We start from the raw sequence: 21,331 nt of genomic DNA on the forward strand, positions 1-21,331 counted from the left end.
ATAGAGCAGAAGCCGAATGAAATGGGAGATACGATGACAGAGAAAAACAGCAAACAAGGAGCGGGCTGGAGCTTCGACAATAGCTACGCCCGGCTGCCTGAGTTATTTTATTCCAGTCAGAGCCCGACGCCTGTTCCTTCACCGAAGCTGGTTATCCTTAACGAGCCGCTTGCTGCATCCTTAGGCTTGGACGTAAAGGCGCTGCAAGGGGAAGATGGGGTTACCGTATTTGCCGGCAATCAGGTTCCCGAAGGGGCCTCGCCCCTTGCTCAAGCGTATGCGGGGCATCAGTTCGGTTATTTTAACATGCTGGGGGACGGACGCGCTTTGCTGCTGGGGGAGCAAATCACGCCACAGCAGGAACGGTTTGATATTCAGCTCAAGGGCTCGGGAAGAACGCCCTATTCCCGCGGCGGCGACGGCAGGGCTGCACTAGGTCCGATGCTGCGTGAATATATCATTAGCGAAGCCATGCATGCGCTCGGCATTCCTACTACCCGGAGTCTGGCGGTGGTATCGACCGGTCAAATTGTGAATCGCGAAACCGGTCTTCCGGGTGCCGTCCTTACTCGCGTGGCGTCAAGCCATCTGAGGGTGGGCACGTTTCAATACGCCGCGAATTGGGGGGAGACCGAAGATCTTCGGGCTTTGGCGGATTACACGATCCAAAGGCATTATCCGGAAGCAGCTGCAGATGCAAATCGCTACCTTAGCTTGCTCGAGCAGGTAATCCGTCGTCAGGCCGCGCTTATTGCCAAGTGGCAGCTCGTCGGCTTCATCCACGGAGTGATGAACACCGACAACATGGCTATCAGCGGGGAAACCATCGATTATGGGCCATGTGCCTTCATGGATGCTTATGATCCGGCAACGGTATTCAGTTCGATCGACTCCTCCGGACGTTATGCCTACGGCAACCAGCCGCCTATTGCCGCTTGGAATCTCACGAGATTCGCAGAGTCACTCTTGCCGCTGCTGCATGAGAACGAGGAGCAGGCCATCGAGTTGGCCCAGCAAGCTCTTTCCGCATTCTCCGAGCAGTTCCGCAGCCATTGGCTCACGGGGATGAGGGCAAAGCTGGGGCTTTTGGATACGGAGGCTGAGGATGAGGTGCTGGTGGAAGAGCTGCTTCGTACGATGCAGAAGTACGGTGCCGATTACACGAATACGTTCCGTGCCCTCACGATGGAGAAGCAGGAGGATACGGTTTTATGGGATTCCCCTGAATTTGCCTCCTGGCACGGGCAATGGGAGGCAAGACGAGGCAGACAGCAGGGGTCCAAAGAAGCTTCGCAGCAGCTTATGAAGCGCAGCAATCCTGCCGTCATCCCTCGCAATCACCGGGTAGAAGCCGCGTTGGAAGCGGCAGAGAACGATGGAGATCTAAGCGTTATGAAGAGCCTGCTCGAAATTCTACGGTGTCCGTACGCTTATTCTCCCGAGCAGGAGGAGTACACTGCACTGCCTGCCCCTTCGGCGCGTCCCTATAGAACGTACTGCGGTACATGATCAGGAGAAGGCTGCCTGTTTAAGGGCAGCCTTCTCTGTTATAGCTGCCGGATCCGCAGCTTCCACTCTCCTTGCTGTACCGCATTGTTCGCCTTGAGTACTATGCGATACAGCTGATCTCCCCAAACCGAACGTACGCGACTATCGGTTAAAGGAATCTCCTCTACCACGGCGGACAGTTGATCCTCGTCGTAATCCAGCTCCACCCCCGTACCGGAGGAGGGGTCACGTACAAGGAGCTTCCCTTCGGCCGCAGACGGAGCATGCAAGCTTATAAGGCTTAGCATAAGCTCGGATACAGGATGCTTCAGCATGAATCGATCCGACACCGACACCTCAGCGGGCGAGCCCTCGCCGCGGTTCAAACGGAAGGTTCTTATCCACTGTTCGATTCCGGCCTCCTCAGGATAAGCCCCGGCAAGCTCCATACGAAGCTCGGCGAAGCTGTCGTCAGCGGCATAGTGGACATCCCTCGCCCGATACGCCTTGCCTGCCGCTTGTTGTATTCCCCCAACGGTAGGCAATGAATGGAAGGCGGATTGCATCGTCCAAATTTCGTATCGTCGCGGACTGAAGGTTTTGGAGGTATAATTCTCTACTCCGACATCAATCAGCATGGGCTTGCCGTCGGCATAGACGATAAAGTGTCCGACATCGTTGTGATTGTGGCTCTCGTCATTGTGCCCGCCCTTGGCGGCAAGATAGAGGCCTTGGGCCGAGCCCTCCCGCTCCCGCGCGGCGAACACCTCGATCCCGTCCATCCACACGTCTCTTGGATAGGCCGGGACTTCCTTATGTGTCGTGAGCTCGGTGTACAAGGAAAGGCTTGGCACAATGCGTAGCAGCGGAGCAAACTTCTGCTCTTTCCAGCCGCGCCGTTGAAAGGCATACGCACCCAGTGACTGCATACCGGGATCCTCGATGCGTTTTCCGTACCGGTACACCACATCCCCGTATATGCGCAATCGGGCATCCCCGTCGGCGAAGTTCACGAACCAATCCCCGTCAATATGGACCTTGGCAATATATCTTCCGATAGCCTGCACAAGCGGCAGCCGGAAAAAGTTCATTTGACCGTCCGTGGCAGTGTAGAGCAGATCCAGACAATCGAACAAGGAAGCTCCCGCATGTCCCCAGTAGCCGGGTCCTTCGTCACAGCCTCCGTCGGGATGGTAAACGGCCAAGAAAGCTTCCAGACTGCGAAGAGCTTTATGTATAGCCGACGCCCGGCGTACTTCATCCGATTCCATCAATAAGAAGGAAGCGATGACATTGGAAAGTATCCACGGATTCCAATTATTCACTTTGCGGTCCTGGAAGCCCATCCACCAGAAGTCGTCCCGTTCCAGGAACGGGTTCAGCATTCTGCGCTCGAGTTCACGCCCGATTCGGCGCCCTAGCATAGGACAAGCCTCGTCCAGCGCGGGAGACAGCAGGTATAGCGTCCATGACAACAACGATGCAGTCTCCGCGGAGAACAGGTCGATGACCGCATCATCCACATCCGGCAGAGCGAACCCACGGCTTAGCAGAGAGATGCTCATGTGTGCAGGTACGACCCAATTGGATTCTTCGCAAATCAGCCAGACGCCGTTGACGATTTGTTCCATGAACCGCCCCTGACCTTCCACGCATTCGGCGAGCACAAGCTCGGCAAGCGCTATCCTTCGATCGAAATACACCTCCTCGAAGCGGCTTCGGTTCCCGTTCTTCACAAAATCCATGTAGCGTGAGGCGAGCAGCGGGGGCCAACCGTAATCGAAGCGCGCCTGGCCTCTGGTCACCCATTCCGACTTCACAGCCTCAGGGAGAGCGTCCCAGTATTCCCTTTCGTTCGCTTGGGGGACCGGGCGAAATTTCTCTTGACTCCGTAGGATTCCGCGCAATCGTTCTTGGGGGTAATCTTCGTGCAGCACCGACATCACCCTGCCTTTTCTATTGGAAATGAATTACCTCTCCATTGTAAGTCCTTCCCCCAAGAACGGGAATAATCTTTTGAACTGATTACGGCACAAAAGCCCATAGCTGAAAGGAATTTCGAATGATCATCTGAAATGAGCACTGAGCCAGCAGGTGAAAATGTAAGCGTTCTATTCTCAATTGAAATGATTATATCCATTTCCACAACTTCCAAATATAATCAATTCCACGAGGCAAGCATTCCAAAATAAAGGAGCGTGGCAGAGCATGAGTCTTGAAGCGGCGGAGCTGGAAGTAACGGCTGTCCGTACCAAGCGAAAGAGACGAAGCGGCATATTCATGGATTGGGATTTGTACTTGCTGCTGCTGCCGGGTCTTCTCTACTTCCTGGTGTATAAGTACATCCCTATGTGGGGCATCGTGATTGCATTTCAGGATTATTCCCCCTTCCGAGGAATTCTGGGGAGCGAATGGGTGGGAATGAAGCATTTCGTCACACTGTTTACCTACGATAAATTTTGGCAGATTTTCCGAAATACGCTGCTGATCAGCTTTTATAATCTGCTCTTCTTCTTTCCGGCACCGATCATCATGGCATTGCTTCTTAATGAGCTGAAGAATCAGATTTATAAGCGAACCGTGCAAACCATCATCTATTTGCCGCATTTTATTTCGTGGGTTGTCGTGGCCGGGATGACGTACCTGCTCCTCGGGACCCAAGGCGGTCTTGCGAATGAAATGATCAAATCGATGGGCGGAGAAGAGGTTGCTTTCCTGACGACGCCCGAGTATTTCCGAGGACTGATTGTTTCTCAGAGCATTTGGAAGGAAGCCGGCTGGGGCACTATCATTTTTCTCGCGGCACTGTCTGGAGTGGATACGCAGCTCTATGAAGCAGCAATTGTGGACGGTGCAGGGCGATGGAGGCAGCTGTGGCATATTACGCTTCCCGCCATCCGAAGCACGATTTTCATTCTGCTGATCTTGCGCCTCGGCAACATTCTCGATGTCGGCTTCGAGCATATTTTCCTTATGCTGAATTCAACGGTCACTAGCGTAGGGGATGTGTTCGAAACGTATGTATACCGCGAAGGCTTGATCGGCGGCAAATTCAGCTATACGACGGCTGTCGGCTTGTTCAAGTCTCTGATCGGCCTGGTGCTGGTCATGGGAGCGAACTGGCTAACCAAAAAATTCGGCGAAGAGGGCGTTTACTAAGCCCGGGTCGATGGGAAAGGAGCTGGCTTCACATGCATTATAAACCATCCTTCGGAAGCCGATTGTTCGATACGGCGAATGTGCTGATCTTGGCTTTGTTTTCGCTGATCACGCTGTTTCCCTTCTTATATATAATGGCGACATCGCTCGCTCCTTTGCAGCAGGTGCTGCGCGGCGGCGTGATCCTGTGGCCGGAGAAGGTAACCTGGGATGCTTACCAAACGATATTCGGCAACACGCACTTTGTGCGCTCCCTTTATACGACCGTGTTCATCACGGTGCTCGGCACCTTGACCAATCTGCTGTTTACCGTGTTCATGGCCTACCCGCTTGCGAAGAAGAGACTCAAGGGCCGCGAGGTCATCCTGTTTCTTGTTGTCTTCTCGATTCTTTTCAGCGGAGGGATGATTCCCACATACATGGTCGTGAAGGGCACCGGATTGATCAACACGCTGTGGGCGCTGATTATTCCCGGAGCCATTAGTGCCTTTAACCTGATTATCCTGAAAAATTTTTTTCAGAGCATCCCCGAGGAGCTGGAAGAGGCGGCACGTATCGACGGCTGTAAAAATCTTGGCGTGCTGTCCCGCATCGTGCTTCCGCTCTCTCTTCCGGCATTGGCAACCTTTACGCTGTTTTATGCCGTAGGGCATTGGAACCAGTTCTTCGCAGCCATCATGTACGTGACCAAATCCAGCCTTTGGCCGATTCAGGTGGTGCTGCGGCAGATGATCATCGAAGGCTCCACGCAGGAGTTCGAGGTGGCGATGGGAGAGCTGAAGATCATCCCTACAACCATAAAGATGGCGGCTATTATCGTGGCAACCGTCCCTATCCTGTTTGTGTATCCGTTCTTGCAAAAGCATTTTGCCAAAGGAGTTCTACTTGGCTCCGTCAAAGGGTAGCAGCATCAATTGATGAAAAATAAGGAGGTCGACGGTATGGTTAACAGAAAAGGAGCAGCCGTTTCGATGACGGCATTGCTGCTGGCGGCAGCGGCAGCGGGTTGCAGCGGAGGGGATGCCCCCGGTGCCGGAACAGGCAGCGGCGGAGCGGATTCAAGCAAGCGGATCAAAGTCAGCATGATGTATCCGCTCTATGCCGAGCCGCCGCAAAAAACGGAGGCGTGGAAGCTGATCGAGGATAAGTTCAATATCGAATACGAGCCCATTGCCGTTCCCAACAACAGCTATAACGATAAGCTGAAGGTAACGCTAGCCTCCGGAGACATGCCGGATTTGATCCTGTGGACCAACTATCCGGACCCGGAGCTGGTCAAGTATGTAAATCAAGGCGCCTTTCTCCCGTTGGATGACCTGATCAAAGCATCGCCGAACATTATGAAAACGCCGCAGGACATTTTCGATAATGTGAAGATCGAAGGGAAGCTGTACAGCGTACCCAGAACACGCGCATTGAACCGCTCCGCGGTGATGATTCGTAAGGATTGGCTCGATAATCTGGGGCTGCCTGTACCGAAGACCGTAGATGACCTCTATAAAACGGCGCTCGCTTTCACGAACAACGACCCCGACAAGAACGGGAAAAACGATACCTTCGGCATAGCGATGGGCGAGAATCTCAGCCACTTGGACGCTCTCTTCATGGCGTTTGACACCGGCAGCGGCTGGCGCAAGATGGAGGACGGCTCCTTAATGAACGATGTCATTACACCGGGCAGGAAGCAAGCTCTCGAATGGCTGCGGAGGCTGTATGCCGATGGCGGGCTTGATAAGGACTTCGCTGTGCTGAAAAACACGCAGGTATGGGAGAAGCTGGAGGGCGGCAAGGCGGGAATCCTGATCGGCGGACAGACGAGCGATTATGCCCGTTATGTGGAGAATCTCGGCAAAATCGATCCGAAGGCGAATCTTATTATGATCGCGCCACCGACAGGGCCAAGCGGCAAATCCGGCTACGGCGAGACGTCCGGCTTCTTCGGACAATGGCTGATCCCGGCCAAGACGGATAAGGAAAAGGCGAAGCGGCTGATGCAAGTTCTCGATTGGCAGGCCGGGGATGAAGCCTACAAGATGAAGCGTTATGGCGTCGAAGGAGTGCATCATACGATGGAGAACGGCAAGCCTAAACTGAACGCGGACAAATACAAAGCGGACGGCGTGGACAACTTGATTCCGCATAACCCGTACGATCCTTACAGCTACGTGGTTCTGACCGCTCCGGAGGCGGTGCAGAAGGCACAGAAGGATAACCTTGATTTTGTCGCCAAGCTCGGGATCAAGAATCCTGCCTTGTCCTTCGTAGCGCCGACTTCCGTGGAGAAGCAAAGCGATTTGAATAAGCTGAAGGACGAAACCTTTGTGAAGATTGTGATGGGCAAAGCACCGCTGGAGGATTTCGATAAATTTACGAAGGAATGGCTTGATAAGGGCGGAGCGCAAATCACCAAAGAAACCAATGAGTGGTTCAAAAAGCAAAAGTAATCCGTTACAAAAGGAAGCCACTATCCCTGGGAGCCTCGGCACTTCTTGTCGAACCCCTAGGACCGTGGCTTCATTTTCTTTTTTCGGGAAGGAATCGGAAGAGGTGAAGCGTATACTTTATGTATGAAGCGCTTTCAGCTTGTCAGGTAAGGAGGGGACTGGGTTTGCTGCTGCGTATATTCGGAGATATGTGGTCGAGAGGCTCGATGCGCCTCAAAATCCTCATTGCCGCCTCGCTGCTGTCCATCGTGCCTGTCATTATTCTGGGAAGCGTTACGTATATGATTGCCGAGTACTCCCTATTTGATGAGGTGGGGAAGGCAAACCGGGAAACGGTGAAGCAGGTACAGCAGCGTATCGACGAGAAGCTGGTCGGCTTGGATAAGGCTGTGCTGCAGCATGCGTTTAATCCGATGCTCCTGCACTACTTGACCCTCCCGAACCCCTATGAGAACGGGGAGCAATTCCGCGATGTGATGACTGTGCTCTCCTCTATGGAAGGGCTTATTGATGATGCGAATGCCGTTTATTTATATATGAAGGATCAAAATCTGATGATGAGCCCGAGCCAAGGGATAACGACAACGGATCGGCTTCCGAGGGATGTGCTTGAGAAAATCCAAACGGACCCGAGGCCTTATTTCTGGCTGGACCGCAAATCGGCGTCCACCATTACAAGAGGCGGCTCCAATATTGTCACCTTTGTTCGAAAGCTGCCCGTGAACATGGACAAACCGCTCGGATATTTGATCGTCGAGCTGAACGACCGGGCTTTTTTTGATATTTTCGCCCATACGAAGGTTGGAATGAACGGGGAGATGTTGATTGTCACCTCCAGCGGAAATTATATATCCGATTGGAACAAAAGCCTGATCGATCTGAGTGTACAGAATCCGGTGATCGATCGGCTCTTGCAATCCGAACAAGAGGAGCATACGTACACGGAAACGATCGGCGGACAAGAGCTTCTGCTGAATTACAGAAAATCACCCTATAACGAGTGGAAATACATCTCACTGCTGCCGGTCCATGATTTAACTTCCCGGTTCAATTGGATCAAGCAGACCACGCTGGGGCTCGGGGCTGTGCTGATCGGGATCAGTCTTGCAGCGGCGGCGGTGTTGTCGGGAAGCTTCTTCCGTCTAATCTACAGCGTTGTAGAGACGATTAAGCAGGCGAGGGGGGAGCTGCCGCAATCTCTCTCCAAGCTGAACGAAATTGGGGTGATCCGATACTACGTCGATTTGCTGCACCGCTCGAATCATGCCCTAGAGCAGCAAATTGCCGATTCCATGCCGATCCTTCGCACCAATTTTCTCCACCGGCTGCTTACTGAACCGATGAAGGAGAAGGAAATTGCCGATAAGCTGGCATATTACGGCATTGATATACCGCATCCGTATTATACCGTGCTATCCATTGAGCTGGACAACCTGCGGGGGCAGACGGAGCAGGATCTCCATCTGTTTCTCTATGCGGCAATGAATATCGCGAAGGAAATTATGGGCAGATATACGAACGGCGTTGCCTTTCAAAGTCCGTCGGATCATATAGCCGTCATCCTGAATCATGGTCCCGGGGACGCTCATGACCGGCAAAAGCTCGTATTTCAAATTGCCGAGGAAATGCAAAGCGTGGCAGAGCGGCTGCTGAGGGTTACAGTAACCATTGGAATCGGGTATAGCTACGAAGGGCTGGAATTCATCAGCCGCTCGAATAAGGAAGCGCTGGAGGCGCTGCAATTCCAGCTGGTGGAGGGAAGCGGCAGGGTAATTTATATCGGCTCCGTCCTGCCTGAAGCGAATAGCGTCAGTTACCCGTCGGAGCAAGAGCAGATGATTATTAACGGAATTAAGCTGTGCCATGAAGAGCAGGTGGTCCAGGGGGTTGCGGATTTTGCCGCCGTCCTTAGCGCAAGGGCCCGCCAAGCTTCGTATGACCATATTCATCAATCGTACATCCAGTTGATTGCAACCTCGCTCAAAACCTTATTCGAGCTGGACCCCGAGGGAGGACCGAAGCTGTTTGATTTCAATCCGTATCAACGGCTGGCCAAAATCAAAACCCATGCCTCCATCGTGTGCTGGCTTACCAAAGAAATATATCCGGCCCTCATATCCCACGTACATGAGCACCGTAACAGAAGACAGCGGACTACCATGGACCGCGTACTTCAGTACATTCATGAGCATTATGATGAAGAGCTGTCCCAGCCGATGCTGGCCGAGCTCGTTTCCCTCCCGAATTCCCAATTCAGTGCTATGTTCAAAGAAGAAATGGGCATGACCCTAACCGATTATATTATCGCTTATCGCATCGACCGGGCCAAGGAGCTGCTCCGCACCACGGATATGAAGATTTCGGATATCGCCGAGAAGCTTTGTTACAACAATGCGCAAAACTTTATTCGGATGTTCAAGCGCAGCTGCGGCATCACACCGGGGGAGTACCGGTCGCGTGCTGTGAGCAGAGAAGAGATGCCGAACTAGTCATAGCCGTCCACCTGCCGTCAGCAGCGTCACGGCCAACTGTCATTCCTGACGGTTAGCCGCGGCGTCCGGGTACTTAGACTTTATTGCAGGCATTGCACCAATTCTCCACGGAACCAACCGATAAGCCAGAAAACATGGATATATGAGCTTAAGACTACGCGAAATCCCCGACAGGGCAAGGTTTCGCGTATTTGTGCATGCCATGGAGAAATGGTCAGTTGAATTCACAAGCCGGGGGGCGGTAAGATGGCGGTATCGAAGCAGAGGAGGTAGTGGCGGTGGCAGAAGTGTACCCACAGAAGAAGCTAGTGTCCGCCAAAAGCAAAGCACCGGCAGGCAAGCCCACATTAGTAAGTATGTATCTCGCGAACATGAGAAAACATTGGATGCTGTATCTGATGGCACTTCCAGGTGTGGCATTTTATCTTGTCTTCAAGTACGTGCCGCTGGCGGGCAGTATCATTGCATTTCAGAAGTACCAGATTTTCAAAGGTATTCTGGGCAGCTCCTGGGTAGGTTTGGACAACTTCATTTATTTGTTTACTTACCAGGATTTTTACCATGTGCTCCGCAATACGGCGGTCATTGCGCTGTATCAGCTGATCTTTGGTTTTCCGGCGCCGATTATTTTGGCCCTTCTATTAAATGAGCTGCGGGTCATGCTGGCCAAGCGGGTCATACAAAGCGTCTTTTATCTCCCCCACTTCCTGTCCTGGGTCGTCGTAGGGGGGATTGTATTCGAGCTGCTGGCTTCCCAAGGGGTCGTCAACTCGATTCGCGGCTGGTTCGGCTTGGAGCCGGTTCTGTTCATGCAGGAGCAAGCTTATTTCCGAACCATCGTGGTGATCTCCGGAATTTGGAAGGAGGTCGGCTGGGGAACCATCATTTATTTAGCGGCCATCGCAGGTATCAACCCGAATTTGTATGAAGTGGCCGTCATGGATGGCGCGAACCGGTGGAAGCAGACTTTGCATATCACGCTGCCGGTGATGTTCCCGACCATTCTGGTGCTGTTCTTGCTCAACATAGGGAATTTCCTGGAGCTCGGCTTCGACCAAATTTTCAACCTGCTCACACCGATGACGTATTCCGTCGGGGATATCATCGAGACGTATGTGTACCGCGCCGGGGTGCTGCAGGGGCAATACAGCGTAACGACCGCGATCGGGTTATTCCAATCGGTCATCGGCTTCGCCTTGTTATGGACATTTAACCGGCTGGCACGAAAAACGGAACAGGGGTTGTGGTAATGAGACTATCCGCGGGAGAGAAACTTTTTCAGACATTAAACTACGCCATGCTGGCGATCGCCGCCGCTACGATGCTGTTTCCTCTATTGCAGCTGCTGGCCGTGTCGTTCAGCTCGCCGATCGCCGCCGATTCGAAGCAGGTGTTCCTGCTGCCCGTGGAGTTTACGCCGGCCTCCTGGGTACATATTTTGAAGAACAAGGGCTTGTGGATGTCTTTCGGCGTTACCGTATACATTACGGTGCTCGGAACGTTCCTCAGCATGCTGTTCTCCGTGCTCATGGCTTATCCGCTGTCGCATAAGGAGTTCCTGCCCAAGAAGGCGATCATGCTGGCCATTGTCGTGACGATGATCTTCAATGCTCCGCTCATTCCGTTCTTCCTGACGGTTCGCGAGCTGGGGCTGATGAATTCGCTATGGGCATTGATTCTTCCCGGCCTAATCGGTACCTTTAATATGATCATCATCCGAACCTTCTTTATGGGATTACCTTCGGAGCTCTACGATTCGGCCCGAATCGACGGATGCAGCGATGCCGGCGTGCTGTTCCGCATTTACCTGCCGCTCTCGAAGCCCGTTCTCGCCACGGTCAGCCTGTTCTATGCTGTAGGGTACTGGAATTCGTTCCAGCGGGCGGTTTTATTTATCCGGGATCCTTCTTTGTGGCCGCTGCAAATGAAGCTTCGCGCCTATTTGACCTCACCGGAGGAGCTTGCGGCTGTGAATTTGATCCTGGGCGATTATGAGTTCAATACGACCACGCTGAAGGCGGCGACGATTTTGTTCGCCACCATTCCTATCGTGTTGGTATATCCGTTCTTGCAGAAGTATTTTGTAAAAGGCTCCATGGTGGGGTCGTTGAAAGAGTAGAAAAAGGGAGGATCCACACATGACGAAATCCGCATTCCTAACATCAGCCAAGCTATCCGCACTCACCGCCGTGATGGCTGCCGCCGCCCTGAGCGGCTGCTCGAACGGGGGCGAAGCCCCTCAAGCTTCAGATACCCCTGCTAAAGACGGGAAGCCAGTTCAGGTGAAGGTGTTCAAGAGCCATATGGGCGTAGGCACTATCCCCGACAGCAATAACCCCCACGTGAAATATGTTGCCGAGAAAACCGGGGTAGAATACAAGCTCATGACGACGCCACCGGGCTCCGAGCCTACCGAGTATCTCAATTTGCTCATTGCTTCCGACGATCTGCCGGACATTCTTCGTCCTATCGGCGGGGTAGAGCAGACGCTCATCGGACAGGGAGGCGCACTGCCGCTGGACGATTTGCTGCCGAAATATGCGCCGAACGTGTGGAAGAACATTCCGAAGGAGGCTTGGGATATCGTTCGCTCCGCCTCTCCGGACGGCCATATTTACTACATTCCGAAAGTGTTCCTCGTACCGGAGCGGGCTCCGATGATCCGAAAGGACTGGCTCGATAAGGTAGGCATGCAGATGCCTAAGACGACGGAGGAATACAAGGAAGTGCTGAAGGCATTCCGCGATAAGGATCCGAACGGCAACGGGAAGAAAGACGAGCTGCCGACCTCGGGACGCGAATTCGGCAAATGGATGGACCATCTGTTCGGCATGTACGGCGTAGCTATGTGGGAAGGGAACCCCGAGTGGGATATTTATGACGGCAAAATCCAATACGCAGGTGTAACGCCGAACATGAAGGCCGCAATCGCTTATATTCGCGAGCTGTATGCTGAGAAGCTGCTTGATAACGAAACCTTCTTGAATAAAGGCGATGTGTGGCAGGCCAAAATCAACAACAACCTGGTCGGCAGCTGGTATCACCTTCCGGCCAACGTTCGTGACCGGTACACGGCCATGCTGAAGGGACAGCCGGACGCTTACATCGTCGGTATGCCTGTGCCTAAGGCGAACGGGTTCCAGGGCTTCGTCACCCAGAAGAGCATGGGCGAGCCGGAATGGATTATTCCTGCCGCAGCGAAGAAAAATGCGGAAGCGTCCCTGCGCCTGCTGGATTTCTTCTACGACCAGAACAACGATGAATTCATTCGTTTCGGTCTGGAGGGTCAGCAGCACCAGGTGGTGAACGGCAAGAAGGTGCTGCTGCCGCCGGAGGACAGCCGTCCGATCGCCCTCGGCATGCGCAACCTGACAACGAAGGCGGATATGGATATTCGGATTAAGGAGACGATCCCGGAGAACATGCAGAAGATGGTGCAGGACATCTTCGCTATCAGCACAGCGGATGCCCGCAGAATAGCGGGAGACGGTCTGCCGAATACGGTATACGAAGGGTACCCCGACATTCAGTCGCATAAGCTGTTCCAAGAGTATTTGACCAAAATCGTCATCGGCGATTGGCCGCTGGAGAAGTTCGATGAATTCGTCAGCCGCTGGAAGCAGGCGGGCGGCGATGCCGTTACGAAGCGTGTGCAAGACTGGTACGCCAAGGTGAAGAAATAAGAGGGAACGGTGATCTGATCATGAAGAAGCGTTATGCAATCTGTGGAGTAAGCGGTAGGGCGCTCGGCATGTTCGCCAAGCCGATTCTGAGCACGTTCTCCGCCAGCTGCGAGCTGGTGGGGCTGCTCGACCGGGACCCGGTCCGATTCGATCTGTACCGGTCCAGGTACCCTGAGCACGCCGATGTGAAAACATACGGGGAGCAGGACTTTGACCGGATGGTAGACGAAACCCGGCCGGACGTCATCATCGTAGCCGGGCGTGACGATACGCACGCCCGGTATGTGATCGCTGCGCTGGAGCGCGATCTGGATGTCATTACCGAGAAGCCGATGGTTACGACGGGCGAGGACTGCCGACGCGTGCTGGAAGCGGAACAAGCGAGCAAAGGGACCGTAACGGTAACGTTCAATTACCGTTACGCCCCGATTCATACGCGGATTAAGGAGCTGATCCTCGAAGGAAAGCTCGGCCGCATTACTTCCATCGACTTGAACTGGTATTTGGATACGTATCACGGATCCAGTTATTTCAAGCGGTGGAACCGGGTCCGCGAGCATTCCGGCGGACTCTCCATACATAAGTGCACGCACCACTTCGACCTCGTGAACTGGTGGATCGACCAGAAGCCGATGGAGGTGTTCGCTTACGGCGCTTTGAACTATTACGGCGCGGAAGGCGAGGCGAATCCTAAGAAGGAGGACGGCCGATACTGCGGCACTTGTGAATACACTGCTGATTGCGATTACTATTCCCGGTGGAATGCCCGCAGCAAAAATATTCGCATACCGGACGATCACCTTGAATCGCTCACGGCGGAAAAACAGGCTTTCCCTTACTCCGATTATCGTCCGGACCGATGCATTTTCGACTCCGAAATCGACATCGAGGATACGTATACGGCTTCCATTCGGTACAACGGCGGCGCGCTGCTCAGCTATTCGGTGAACTTCTCTCTGCCGTATGAGGGCTACCGTCTGGCCATTAACGGCACGAAGGGACGCCTGGAAACGATGGAGTACCATGCTCCGAAGAGAACGCCGTTCCCGACACCGGTGCAGACAATCGACTATTTCCCGCTTTTCGGCTCCAAGGAAACGATTCACGTGGTGCATAAAGAAGGAGGACACGGCGGCGGCGATCCTCTGCTGCTGGAGGATCTGTTTATGGGAGAGGACCAAAGCCGGCCTTACCGCGTGTTATCGGGGGCGGAAGCCGGAGCGTATTCGGTCGCTACCGGAGAAGCGGTATGGCGATCCGTCAAGGAGCATCGACCTATCACGATTGCCGAGGTCATCTCCGGGGAGAAGCAGGACGCGGCGAAGTCGCTTGTAAGGAATGGAGGATAACCCAGCATGAACCCATATTTCGACCCGGCCGACAGCATGGCATCCCAAACGGAGAGCGGCAGCATCCCGCATGTGCTCTCCGTCATGGCCCAGCGCTACATCGGTGATAACCCGCCCCACGGACCGGTGTACCGGGTGACCAGGGAGAGCGGCATTCGCAAGCTTGAACATCACGTCTATGAATTTCCTGTCGCCCGCATGTTTCCGGAGATGCAAGAAGGGCAGTACGTCTATGCATGGGCAAAGCTTTGGATCGATCAAGCACAGGACTTCATCTTCTTCATCCGATGCCATGGACCGGTGCGTTTGTTCCATAACGGGGAGAAGCGCTTCGGCTCGTCTCCCGCTGAGGAGGGGGCGGAAGCGGCACCGCTGAAGCTGAAGCTATCGCTCACCCGCGGCTGGAACCACTTCGTGCTGGAGCTGGCCAAAGGGGCCGGGGGAGCATGCGGTGCGGAGTTCGGCACGAGCAACCGCAAAAACAAGCCGTTTCACTTCCTCGCCCCGTCCAAGGAGCGGGAGGGGGAGGAGGGCTGGCTCTATACGGCCCCGTTGGAGCGTCAGCTGACGGACATACCGCAGGCTACGGTGTCCGAGAAGGCGACGGAAGCCATGTGGCTGCCGGTGGTGAATCGAATTGACCAAGGCCGGCTCGATCAGCTGTTCGGGAACCGCTCGGATGCGGCGGCTTACGCATGGACGACCGTTGTGAACAAGACCGGGTCGCAGAAGCAGGCGGTGATCCGCGGCAGGGCGAACAGCCCTCTATCGATCCAGTGGCAGGGCCGGACGGTTCACTCTGTACTGGAGGGCGGTGAGTTTACCGTGATGCTCGAGGCGCCGCCGGGAAGCTCGGAGCTGTTGATCCGATGCTCCGCTGGGGAGCAGGGCTGGGGCTTTCAGCTGGAGCCGCTGCAGGGAGGTCTTGAGCTCGCCGCCCCCCGCAAGGTGCACGGTTATTCCGGTTCATGGCTTTACTTAGGACCGTTTCCGCAAGAGGAGGAAACGGATGCGTCGGCGTATTTGAGCATGGACACAGTAGCTTCAACCGGAGAAGGCACGTTCTTCTGGATGACGGATCAGCCCGGAGCCCATGTTCGGCCGTTTCTGGAAAACGAGCTGTTCGGAAAATGGAACTACCCGCTCGGGGTCACCCTATCCGGATTGCTTGAAACCGGCAAGCTGCTGCAGCGCAGCGACCTGATCGATTACGTAACCCGGCATGTAGAGTTCGCTACCTCGACATACGCTTACTCGTTATGGGATCGCGAACGGTTCGGAGCGGCTGGTTTGAACAATCAGCTGTCGCATATCGATAGTTTGGACGATTGCGGCTCCTTCGGCGCTTTGGCGATTACTGCAAGCCGCGTTCGGCCGCTTAAGGGCGCAAGCCACGTATTTGACGACATTGCGGAGTACATTATGAACGTGCAGGACCGGATGGAGGACGGGGCGCTTTACCGCCGAATCGGCGTCTCGCCTAACATGCACAATACCATGTGGTGTGACGATATGTACATGAGCGTGCCGTTCCTGTGCAGGTATGCCGAGCTGACCGGCGACTCCCGTTACATCGACGAGGCCGCCCGACAGCTGTTGTTGTACAAAAAGTATTTGTTCATTCCGGAACGCAGCATTATGGCGCATGTCTTTGACGTCAGCAAGGGATTGGCCTCCAAAGCAACCTGGGGGAGAGGCAACGGCTGGGTATTCTTCTCCTTGGCCGTGCTGCTCGGTGTCCTGCCGGAGACCCATGAGCGGTATGATCCGGTGCTTGCCTTCTACCGGGAGCTGGCCGAAGGGTATCGCAAGCTGCAAGGAAGGCACGGCTTGTGGCATCAGGTGCTGATCGACCATGAGTCCTACGAGGAAGCTTCCTGCACCTCGATGTTCATCTACGGCTTCGCCCTCGGTGTGCGGCATGGGTGGCTGGAAGAGCAGGAGCCGTACGTCGAGGCGGTGCTTGCGGGCTGGCAAGGCCTTTGCGAGCGGGCCATTGACAAACGGGGCAATCTGTACGGCGTATGCAAGGGCTCCGGCTGGTCCCACAGCAATGCCTATTACAAGCATGATTTGGGCTGGAACTTGAACGATACGCACGGGATCGGCATTGTGCTGCTGGCCGGCATTGAGACGGAGCGCATGATCGGGGAGCTGGGAAGGAAGAGCTGACGAAGGCCGGGAATACTTGTCCGGGCGGGGTGTCTTGGGGACCAAATCGCGATATAATGAGAAGATACTCGGCATAAGGTGGGAACAATTCGTTATGCAATCCCTCAAGAAATGGATAAAGTACAATTTGGCTCATACCCAGGCCCGGCTTGTATTGATTTTGACCTTTTCCGTATTCCTTATTATTTTGGCCGTGAGCATGACCTCCTACTATACGTCCAAGTCGGTGCTGCAGGAGGAGCTTAGCGGTCCGCAGCTTCAGATGCTGCAGCTCAATATGAGCGTGATCGACGAATCGATCAAGGAAAGCGACCAGGTGGCCATACAGGTCGGTTTGAACAAAAGCGTTTATCAATTTTTTACAAGCGCGGACCAAAATTCGATTGTGAACATTTCCGACATGTATCAGCTGCTGTCCACCTTGATCAGCAATTCCAAGTATGTCAAGAGCATTTATATTTACGATATTCAGAAAGGCAGCTTCGTTGCAATCCCGCAGGGCTACAGCTCCAGCAAGCTGAACTTCATCGATTCGGAATGGATCGGCGTCGAGAAGGAATTCGGGGATAAGATGACGGTGATCCAGAAGCGGGATGTACCGGAGGGCGCAGGCCGAAACGCTTCCGACGTGACCTTGTTCCGCAAAATTATGATTCAAGGCGAGTTCCGCGGCATTGTGGCGGTCAATCTCAAGGATGAGGAATTGTTCGCGAAGCTCAGTCCTCCTTCGATCAATAATGTCAGCCGTATCCGCCTCATCATCGATACGCAGGACGATGTTCTCTACTCCTCCTCGAATTACGATTTTGACCGCGAGGCCATCCGGGAAGCGCTTACGGTTCTAAAGGAGGAGGGCAGCGGCGATCTGACCTATCATAACCGTAAGCTGCTCGTCAATCAGTTGGAATCTCCCGTCACTGGCTGGAAATATGTTTCCATCGTCGAGCAGGACAGCTTGCTGGCGAAATCCAAGAAGGTGCGGGATACGGTGCTGTTGGTCTCTATCGCAGCGCTTGCCGTGGGCGGAGCGACCATCTTCTATATCAATGCTGCAGCCTTCCGTCCGGTTCGCCGCTTGAAGCAGCTCTTTAGCGTATATGACCGTAAGGGTGTAGCCGGCGCGGAGGGAATTAATCTGGAGAAGCTCGCCGGGGAGCTGGTCAGCAATCACGCCCATTTGTCCCAGCTCGTACGGGAGACGATGTCGGAAGCGGCCTCTAAGCTGTTATATGACATCTATACCGCGAACCTGACGGGAAAACGCGACATTCAGGAAAAATGGAATCGTTATTTTACGCAGTGGAGTTCAGCCCCGATCCAGGTAGCGATTCTCTCGATCGACCGGTATGAGGCATGGTCGCGTACCTATACCGATGCGGACCGATCTCTGATGAAATTTGCACTGGCCAATATTGTTGCCGAGCTATTCGAGCCGCAGTGGCGCATCGTTTGTGCGGACTTCGGCAAGGACCAAACGGCAATTCTGCTTCAGTCCCGCGAGGACATCCCGATAGCCAAGGCCAAGGAGCGGATGGAGCGTAAGCTGGCCGAAGCGATTCAAGTCGTCTTTCATTTGTTAAAATTTAGCGTTTCTGCCGGGATCAGTACGCCGCTTACCGAAATGACCCGGCTGAGGCAGGCTATGCTCGAAGCGGAAAACGCACTAGCATACCGCGTGTACCAAGGCTACGGACAGATCATTCAGTTCGAGAAGGTATCCGCGCATGAGGTGGGAGAGCCCCTTCCGGCGGAACAGCTGCTGGAGGAGCTGACGCTCGCGATTAAGGCCGGCGACGAGAGCGCGGCGCAGGCGACGCTAAACGCGGTGTTCGAACGGCTGCGCAAGCAAGACGCTTATCCGTCTACTGTCGTTTCCTTCCTGGAAGCTGCTGCCGAGCGCATCGAACAGCTTCGTCCGGCTGAGGAGACGGATGCTGAGCCGTTTGTGGAGCAGTTCGATACGCTGCGGCTGGAGGATATTCAAGAGGAGCTGCAGCGACGGGTCGCGGCGCTGGTCCAGCGGTTTTACCGGCTTGCCCAGAGCAAGGACTTTATCATGTGCCAGCAAATGATCGATTACATGCAGCAGCGGCTTGACGAGCCGATCGGCATTCCGGAGATCGCCGAATCGATCGGCATCAGCAGCAGTCTTGCCAGTCAGGTGTTCAAACAGGAAACGGGAGAGACCATCTACAACTACCTAACGCAGCTGCGCATGGAACGGGCGGCGGAGCTCCTTTTGAAGACGGATGCCCGTATTTCGGATATTGCCGCTATGGTCGGCTATCAGCATGAGAACAGCTTTATTCGCAGCTTCCGCAAATTCAAAGACATTACCCCGGGAAAATACCGGGATGTAATGAAAACCCGAATCGATTCCCCCTTAGAGTAAGGAATGGGGAATCGGCCGGTTCATACAAAGGAGGAGCCATGGACAGACAAAATATAGTAGAGCGCCATCATCCCGAACTGACCAAGTGGGATCCGCTGTCCCCTTTCACCGTAGGGAACGGAGAGTTTGCCTTCAGCTGCGATATTACCGGCTTGCAGTCCTTTCCCGAGCAGTATGAAGTGCCTCTTGGCACACAGTCTCATTGGGGCTGGCATTTCACGGGAGGCCATAACCGGTTCACCGAGAAGGATGCCGCCTATCAGATGTTTGATACGTATGGCCGTCTTGTAGGCTATCCGATGAAGCCCGGCGACAAGGCGGAGGCGTACCACTGGCTTCGCCAAAATCCGCATCGCCTGCATCTCGGCCGAATCTCCTTCCGCTTTCTCGGGGAATCCGGGGAGGAGGCACAGGCGAGCGACGTGACGAATATTCGTCAGAAGCTGAACCTTTGGACAGGAACGATTACCAGCGAATATACCGTGCAGGGAGTACCGGTTCGGGTTACCACAGCGTGTCATTCCGAGAAGGATACCGTCGGCGTCCATGTGGAGTCGCCGCTGATTGGGAAGGGCAGGCTGCAGGTGTTCGTACGCTTCCCAGGCCCTGACATGATTCATACGGCATGGGCGAAGTCCGTGTTCCCGGATTGGGAGAACGACGACAGACATTCTACGGAGCTAGCGGAGGTACAGGAGCATCGGGCGCTGCTGAAACGAAGCATGGATGAGGACGGCTATGAAGTAGCGTGGGAATGGAGCTCCGGCCGTTTGCTCAAGACAGGCGCTCACGAGGTTACCTTACTCCCGGGAAGTGAATCGGATACTTTGGAGTTTAGTGTCGGTTTTGCAACACAGTCTCCTGAAACGCCATCCTTCCGAGATATTGAAGCATCCAGCGAGCGGTATTGGGAAAGCTTCTGGATGAACGGAGCGGCTATCGACTTCGCCGGCAGCTCCGATCCCCGAGCCTTCGAGCTGGAGCGACGGGTTGTGCTTTCGCAGTTCCTCTGCGCTATGCACAGCGGCGGCTCCTTGCCTCCGCAGGAAACCGGGCTGATGTACAACAGCTGGTTCGGCAAGGCGCATCTCGAAATGCACTGGTGGCACGCATCTCACTTTCCGTTGTGGGGCCGCGAGCAGTACCTGCAGAAGAGCATGGGCTGGTACCGCGACATTCTGCCGATTGCGCGCGATCTGGCTGCCTCCCAAGGCTACGAAGGCGCGCGCTGGCCGAAGATGGTCGGCTTCGACGGGAAGCCTTGTCCGTCGGCGGTCGCGCCCGGCCTAATCTGGCAGCAGCCGCATCCGATGGTCATGGCGGGTTTGCTCTATGAGGCGAACCCGACTCGGGAAACGTTAGAGCATTATCGGGACATTGTTTTTGAATCGGCCGATTTCATGGTGTCTTATGCTCATTTGGACGAAGAGAAACGCGTGTACGATCTGGGCCCGCCGTTAATTCCGTCTCAGGAGTGTCATCCGCTAAGCGGCAGCAAGAATCCCCCTTACGAGCTGGAATACTGGAAGCACGGACTGGAGCTGGCCATTCAATGGGCTGAACGTCTGGGTGTGGAAGCGAACCCCCGCTGGGCCGAGGTAGCGGCATCCATGGCACCGCCTCCGCAGGAGGACGGCGTGTATTTGGCGCACGAGCTGTGTACGGATACGTTCACGGAGAAGAACAGGGATCATCCGTCCATGGTGGCAGCCCTTGGTGTTCTGCCCGGTACGCTGATCGATCCGGAAGCCATGCGTCGGACACTCCACAAGGTGAAGGAAGTATGGATGTGGGATTCCGCGTGGGGCTGGGATTTTCCGATGTGCGCGATGACGGCGGCAAGACTGGGAGAGCCGGAGCTTGCCATCGATTTCCTGCTGATGGATGCAACGAAGAACACCTACTTGACCAACGGTCATAATTACCAGCGTCCCGGCCTGACGGCGTATTTGCCGGGGAACGGCGGAGTGCTTACCGCAATAGCCATGATGGCAGCAGGATGGAAGGGCTACGAAGGCGAGCCGAACCCGGGCTTTCCGCGCGACGGCAGCTGGACGGTGAAGTGGGAAGGGCTTAAGCCTTGGATGTAGCTAGGTAACCTGACTTGATATCGGTGCCTCAAGCTATAAACGATACAGTTTAAACAGGAGGA

At 54.6% G+C, this 21,331-nt stretch carries 13 protein-coding genes; 12 read left to right on the forward strand and 1 reads right to left on the reverse strand.

The window, feature by feature from the left end; all coding sequences use genetic code 11:
- Positions 1–33: 33 nt before the first annotated feature.
- Positions 34–1,509, forward strand: coding sequence for a protein adenylyltransferase SelO (locus tag RAC89_RS24030; RefSeq protein ID WP_306617749.1), 1,476 nt, complete (start codon positions 34–36; stop codon positions 1,507–1,509).
- A 38-nt stretch (positions 1,510–1,547) separates the two neighbouring features.
- Here the strand turns inward: RAC89_RS24030 and RAC89_RS24035 are convergent, their stop codons facing one another.
- Complete coding sequence (locus tag RAC89_RS24035; RefSeq protein WP_306616281.1) at positions 1,548–3,395, reverse strand: heparinase II/III family protein; 1,848 nt, start codon at positions 3,393–3,395, stop codon at positions 1,548–1,550.
- Between the two features lie 301 nt (positions 3,396–3,696).
- Here RAC89_RS24035 and RAC89_RS24040 point away from each other — a divergent pair, with 301 nt between their 5' ends.
- The 11 genes from RAC89_RS24040 to RAC89_RS24090 all read left to right on the forward strand — a co-directional run bounded on the left by RAC89_RS24040 (position 3,697) and on the right by RAC89_RS24090 (position 21,269).
- Positions 3,697–4,647 (forward strand): ABC transporter permease, encoded by a 951-nt coding sequence (locus tag RAC89_RS24040; RefSeq protein ID WP_372516739.1) that lies wholly within the window; start codon positions 3,697–3,699, stop codon positions 4,645–4,647.
- A 32-nt stretch (positions 4,648–4,679) separates the two neighbouring features.
- The gene (locus tag RAC89_RS24045) at positions 4,680–5,552 is read left to right on the forward strand and encodes a carbohydrate ABC transporter permease (protein ID WP_306616282.1); all 873 of its coding nucleotides are present in this window, start codon (positions 4,680–4,682) and stop codon (positions 5,550–5,552) included.
- Between the two features lie 36 nt (positions 5,553–5,588).
- Positions 5,589–7,091 carry an extracellular solute-binding protein gene (locus RAC89_RS24050; protein ID WP_306616283.1) on the forward strand — a complete coding sequence of 501 codons (1,503 nt, stop codon included), beginning with the start codon at positions 5,589–5,591 and terminating at the stop codon, positions 7,089–7,091.
- Between the two features lie 164 nt (positions 7,092–7,255).
- On the forward strand, positions 7,256–9,580 hold the full coding sequence (locus RAC89_RS24055) for a helix-turn-helix domain-containing protein (protein ID WP_306616284.1): 2,325 nt from the start codon (positions 7,256–7,258) through the stop codon (positions 9,578–9,580).
- Between the two features lie 359 nt (positions 9,581–9,939).
- Positions 9,940–10,833, forward strand: coding sequence for an ABC transporter permease (locus RAC89_RS24060; protein WP_306617751.1), 894 nt, complete (start codon positions 9,940–9,942; stop codon positions 10,831–10,833).
- Positions 10,833–11,702, forward strand: coding sequence for a carbohydrate ABC transporter permease (locus tag RAC89_RS24065; protein ID WP_306616285.1), 870 nt, complete (start codon positions 10,833–10,835; stop codon positions 11,700–11,702). The genes RAC89_RS24060 and RAC89_RS24065 overlap by 1 nt, the downstream gene beginning before the upstream one ends.
- Positions 11,703–11,721: 19 nt before the next feature.
- Positions 11,722–13,266 (forward strand): extracellular solute-binding protein, encoded by a 1,545-nt coding sequence (locus RAC89_RS24070; protein ID WP_306616286.1) that lies wholly within the window; start codon positions 11,722–11,724, stop codon positions 13,264–13,266.
- Positions 13,267–13,286: 20 nt separating this feature from the next.
- Positions 13,287–14,615, forward strand: coding sequence for a Gfo/Idh/MocA family protein (locus RAC89_RS24075; protein ID WP_306616287.1), 1,329 nt, complete (start codon positions 13,287–13,289; stop codon positions 14,613–14,615).
- 6 nt (positions 14,616–14,621) lie between these two features.
- Positions 14,622–16,787, forward strand: a complete 2,166-nt coding sequence (locus tag RAC89_RS24080) for a glycoside hydrolase family 88/105 protein (protein WP_306616288.1) — start codon at positions 14,622–14,624, stop codon at positions 16,785–16,787.
- 94 nt (positions 16,788–16,881) lie between these two features.
- On the forward strand, positions 16,882–19,179 hold the full coding sequence (locus RAC89_RS24085) for a helix-turn-helix domain-containing protein (protein ID WP_306616289.1): 2,298 nt from the start codon (positions 16,882–16,884) through the stop codon (positions 19,177–19,179).
- A 38-nt stretch (positions 19,180–19,217) separates the two neighbouring features.
- Positions 19,218–21,269 (forward strand): glycoside hydrolase family 65, encoded by a 2,052-nt coding sequence (locus RAC89_RS24090; protein WP_306616290.1) that lies wholly within the window; start codon positions 19,218–19,220, stop codon positions 21,267–21,269.
- The last annotated feature ends 62 nt before the right edge of the window (positions 21,270–21,331 follow it).

It is taken from the genome of Paenibacillus sp. GD4 (assembly GCF_030846225.1).
GTDB lineage: Bacteria > Bacillota > Bacilli > Paenibacillales > NBRC-103111 > Paenibacillus_G > Paenibacillus_G silviterrae.

What these genes read in the sequence shown, in the direction of transcription:
- RAC89_RS24030 (WP_306617749.1), top strand. Translation starts at nt 34, where the DNA reads ATGACAGAGAAAAACAGCAAACAAGGAGCGGGCTGGAGCTTCGACAAT.
- RAC89_RS24040 (WP_372516739.1), top strand. Translation starts at nt 3,697, where the DNA reads ATGAGTCTTGAAGCGGCGGAGCTGGAAGTAACGGCTGTCCGTACCAAG.
- RAC89_RS24045 (WP_306616282.1), top strand. Translation starts at nt 4,680, where the DNA reads ATGCATTATAAACCATCCTTCGGAAGCCGATTGTTCGATACGGCGAAT.
- RAC89_RS24050 (WP_306616283.1), top strand. Translation starts at nt 5,589, where the DNA reads ATGGTTAACAGAAAAGGAGCAGCCGTTTCGATGACGGCATTGCTGCTG.
- RAC89_RS24060 (WP_306617751.1), top strand. Translation starts at nt 9,940, where the DNA reads ATGTATCTCGCGAACATGAGAAAACATTGGATGCTGTATCTGATGGCA.
- RAC89_RS24065 (WP_306616285.1), top strand. Translation starts at nt 10,833, where the DNA reads ATGAGACTATCCGCGGGAGAGAAACTTTTTCAGACATTAAACTACGCC.
- RAC89_RS24070 (WP_306616286.1), top strand. Translation starts at nt 11,722, where the DNA reads ATGACGAAATCCGCATTCCTAACATCAGCCAAGCTATCCGCACTCACC.
- RAC89_RS24075 (WP_306616287.1), top strand. Translation starts at nt 13,287, where the DNA reads ATGAAGAAGCGTTATGCAATCTGTGGAGTAAGCGGTAGGGCGCTCGGC.
- RAC89_RS24080 (WP_306616288.1), top strand. Translation starts at nt 14,622, where the DNA reads ATGAACCCATATTTCGACCCGGCCGACAGCATGGCATCCCAAACGGAG.
- RAC89_RS24085 (WP_306616289.1), top strand. Translation starts at nt 16,882, where the DNA reads ATGCAATCCCTCAAGAAATGGATAAAGTACAATTTGGCTCATACCCAG.
- RAC89_RS24090 (WP_306616290.1), top strand. Translation starts at nt 19,218, where the DNA reads ATGGACAGACAAAATATAGTAGAGCGCCATCATCCCGAACTGACCAAG.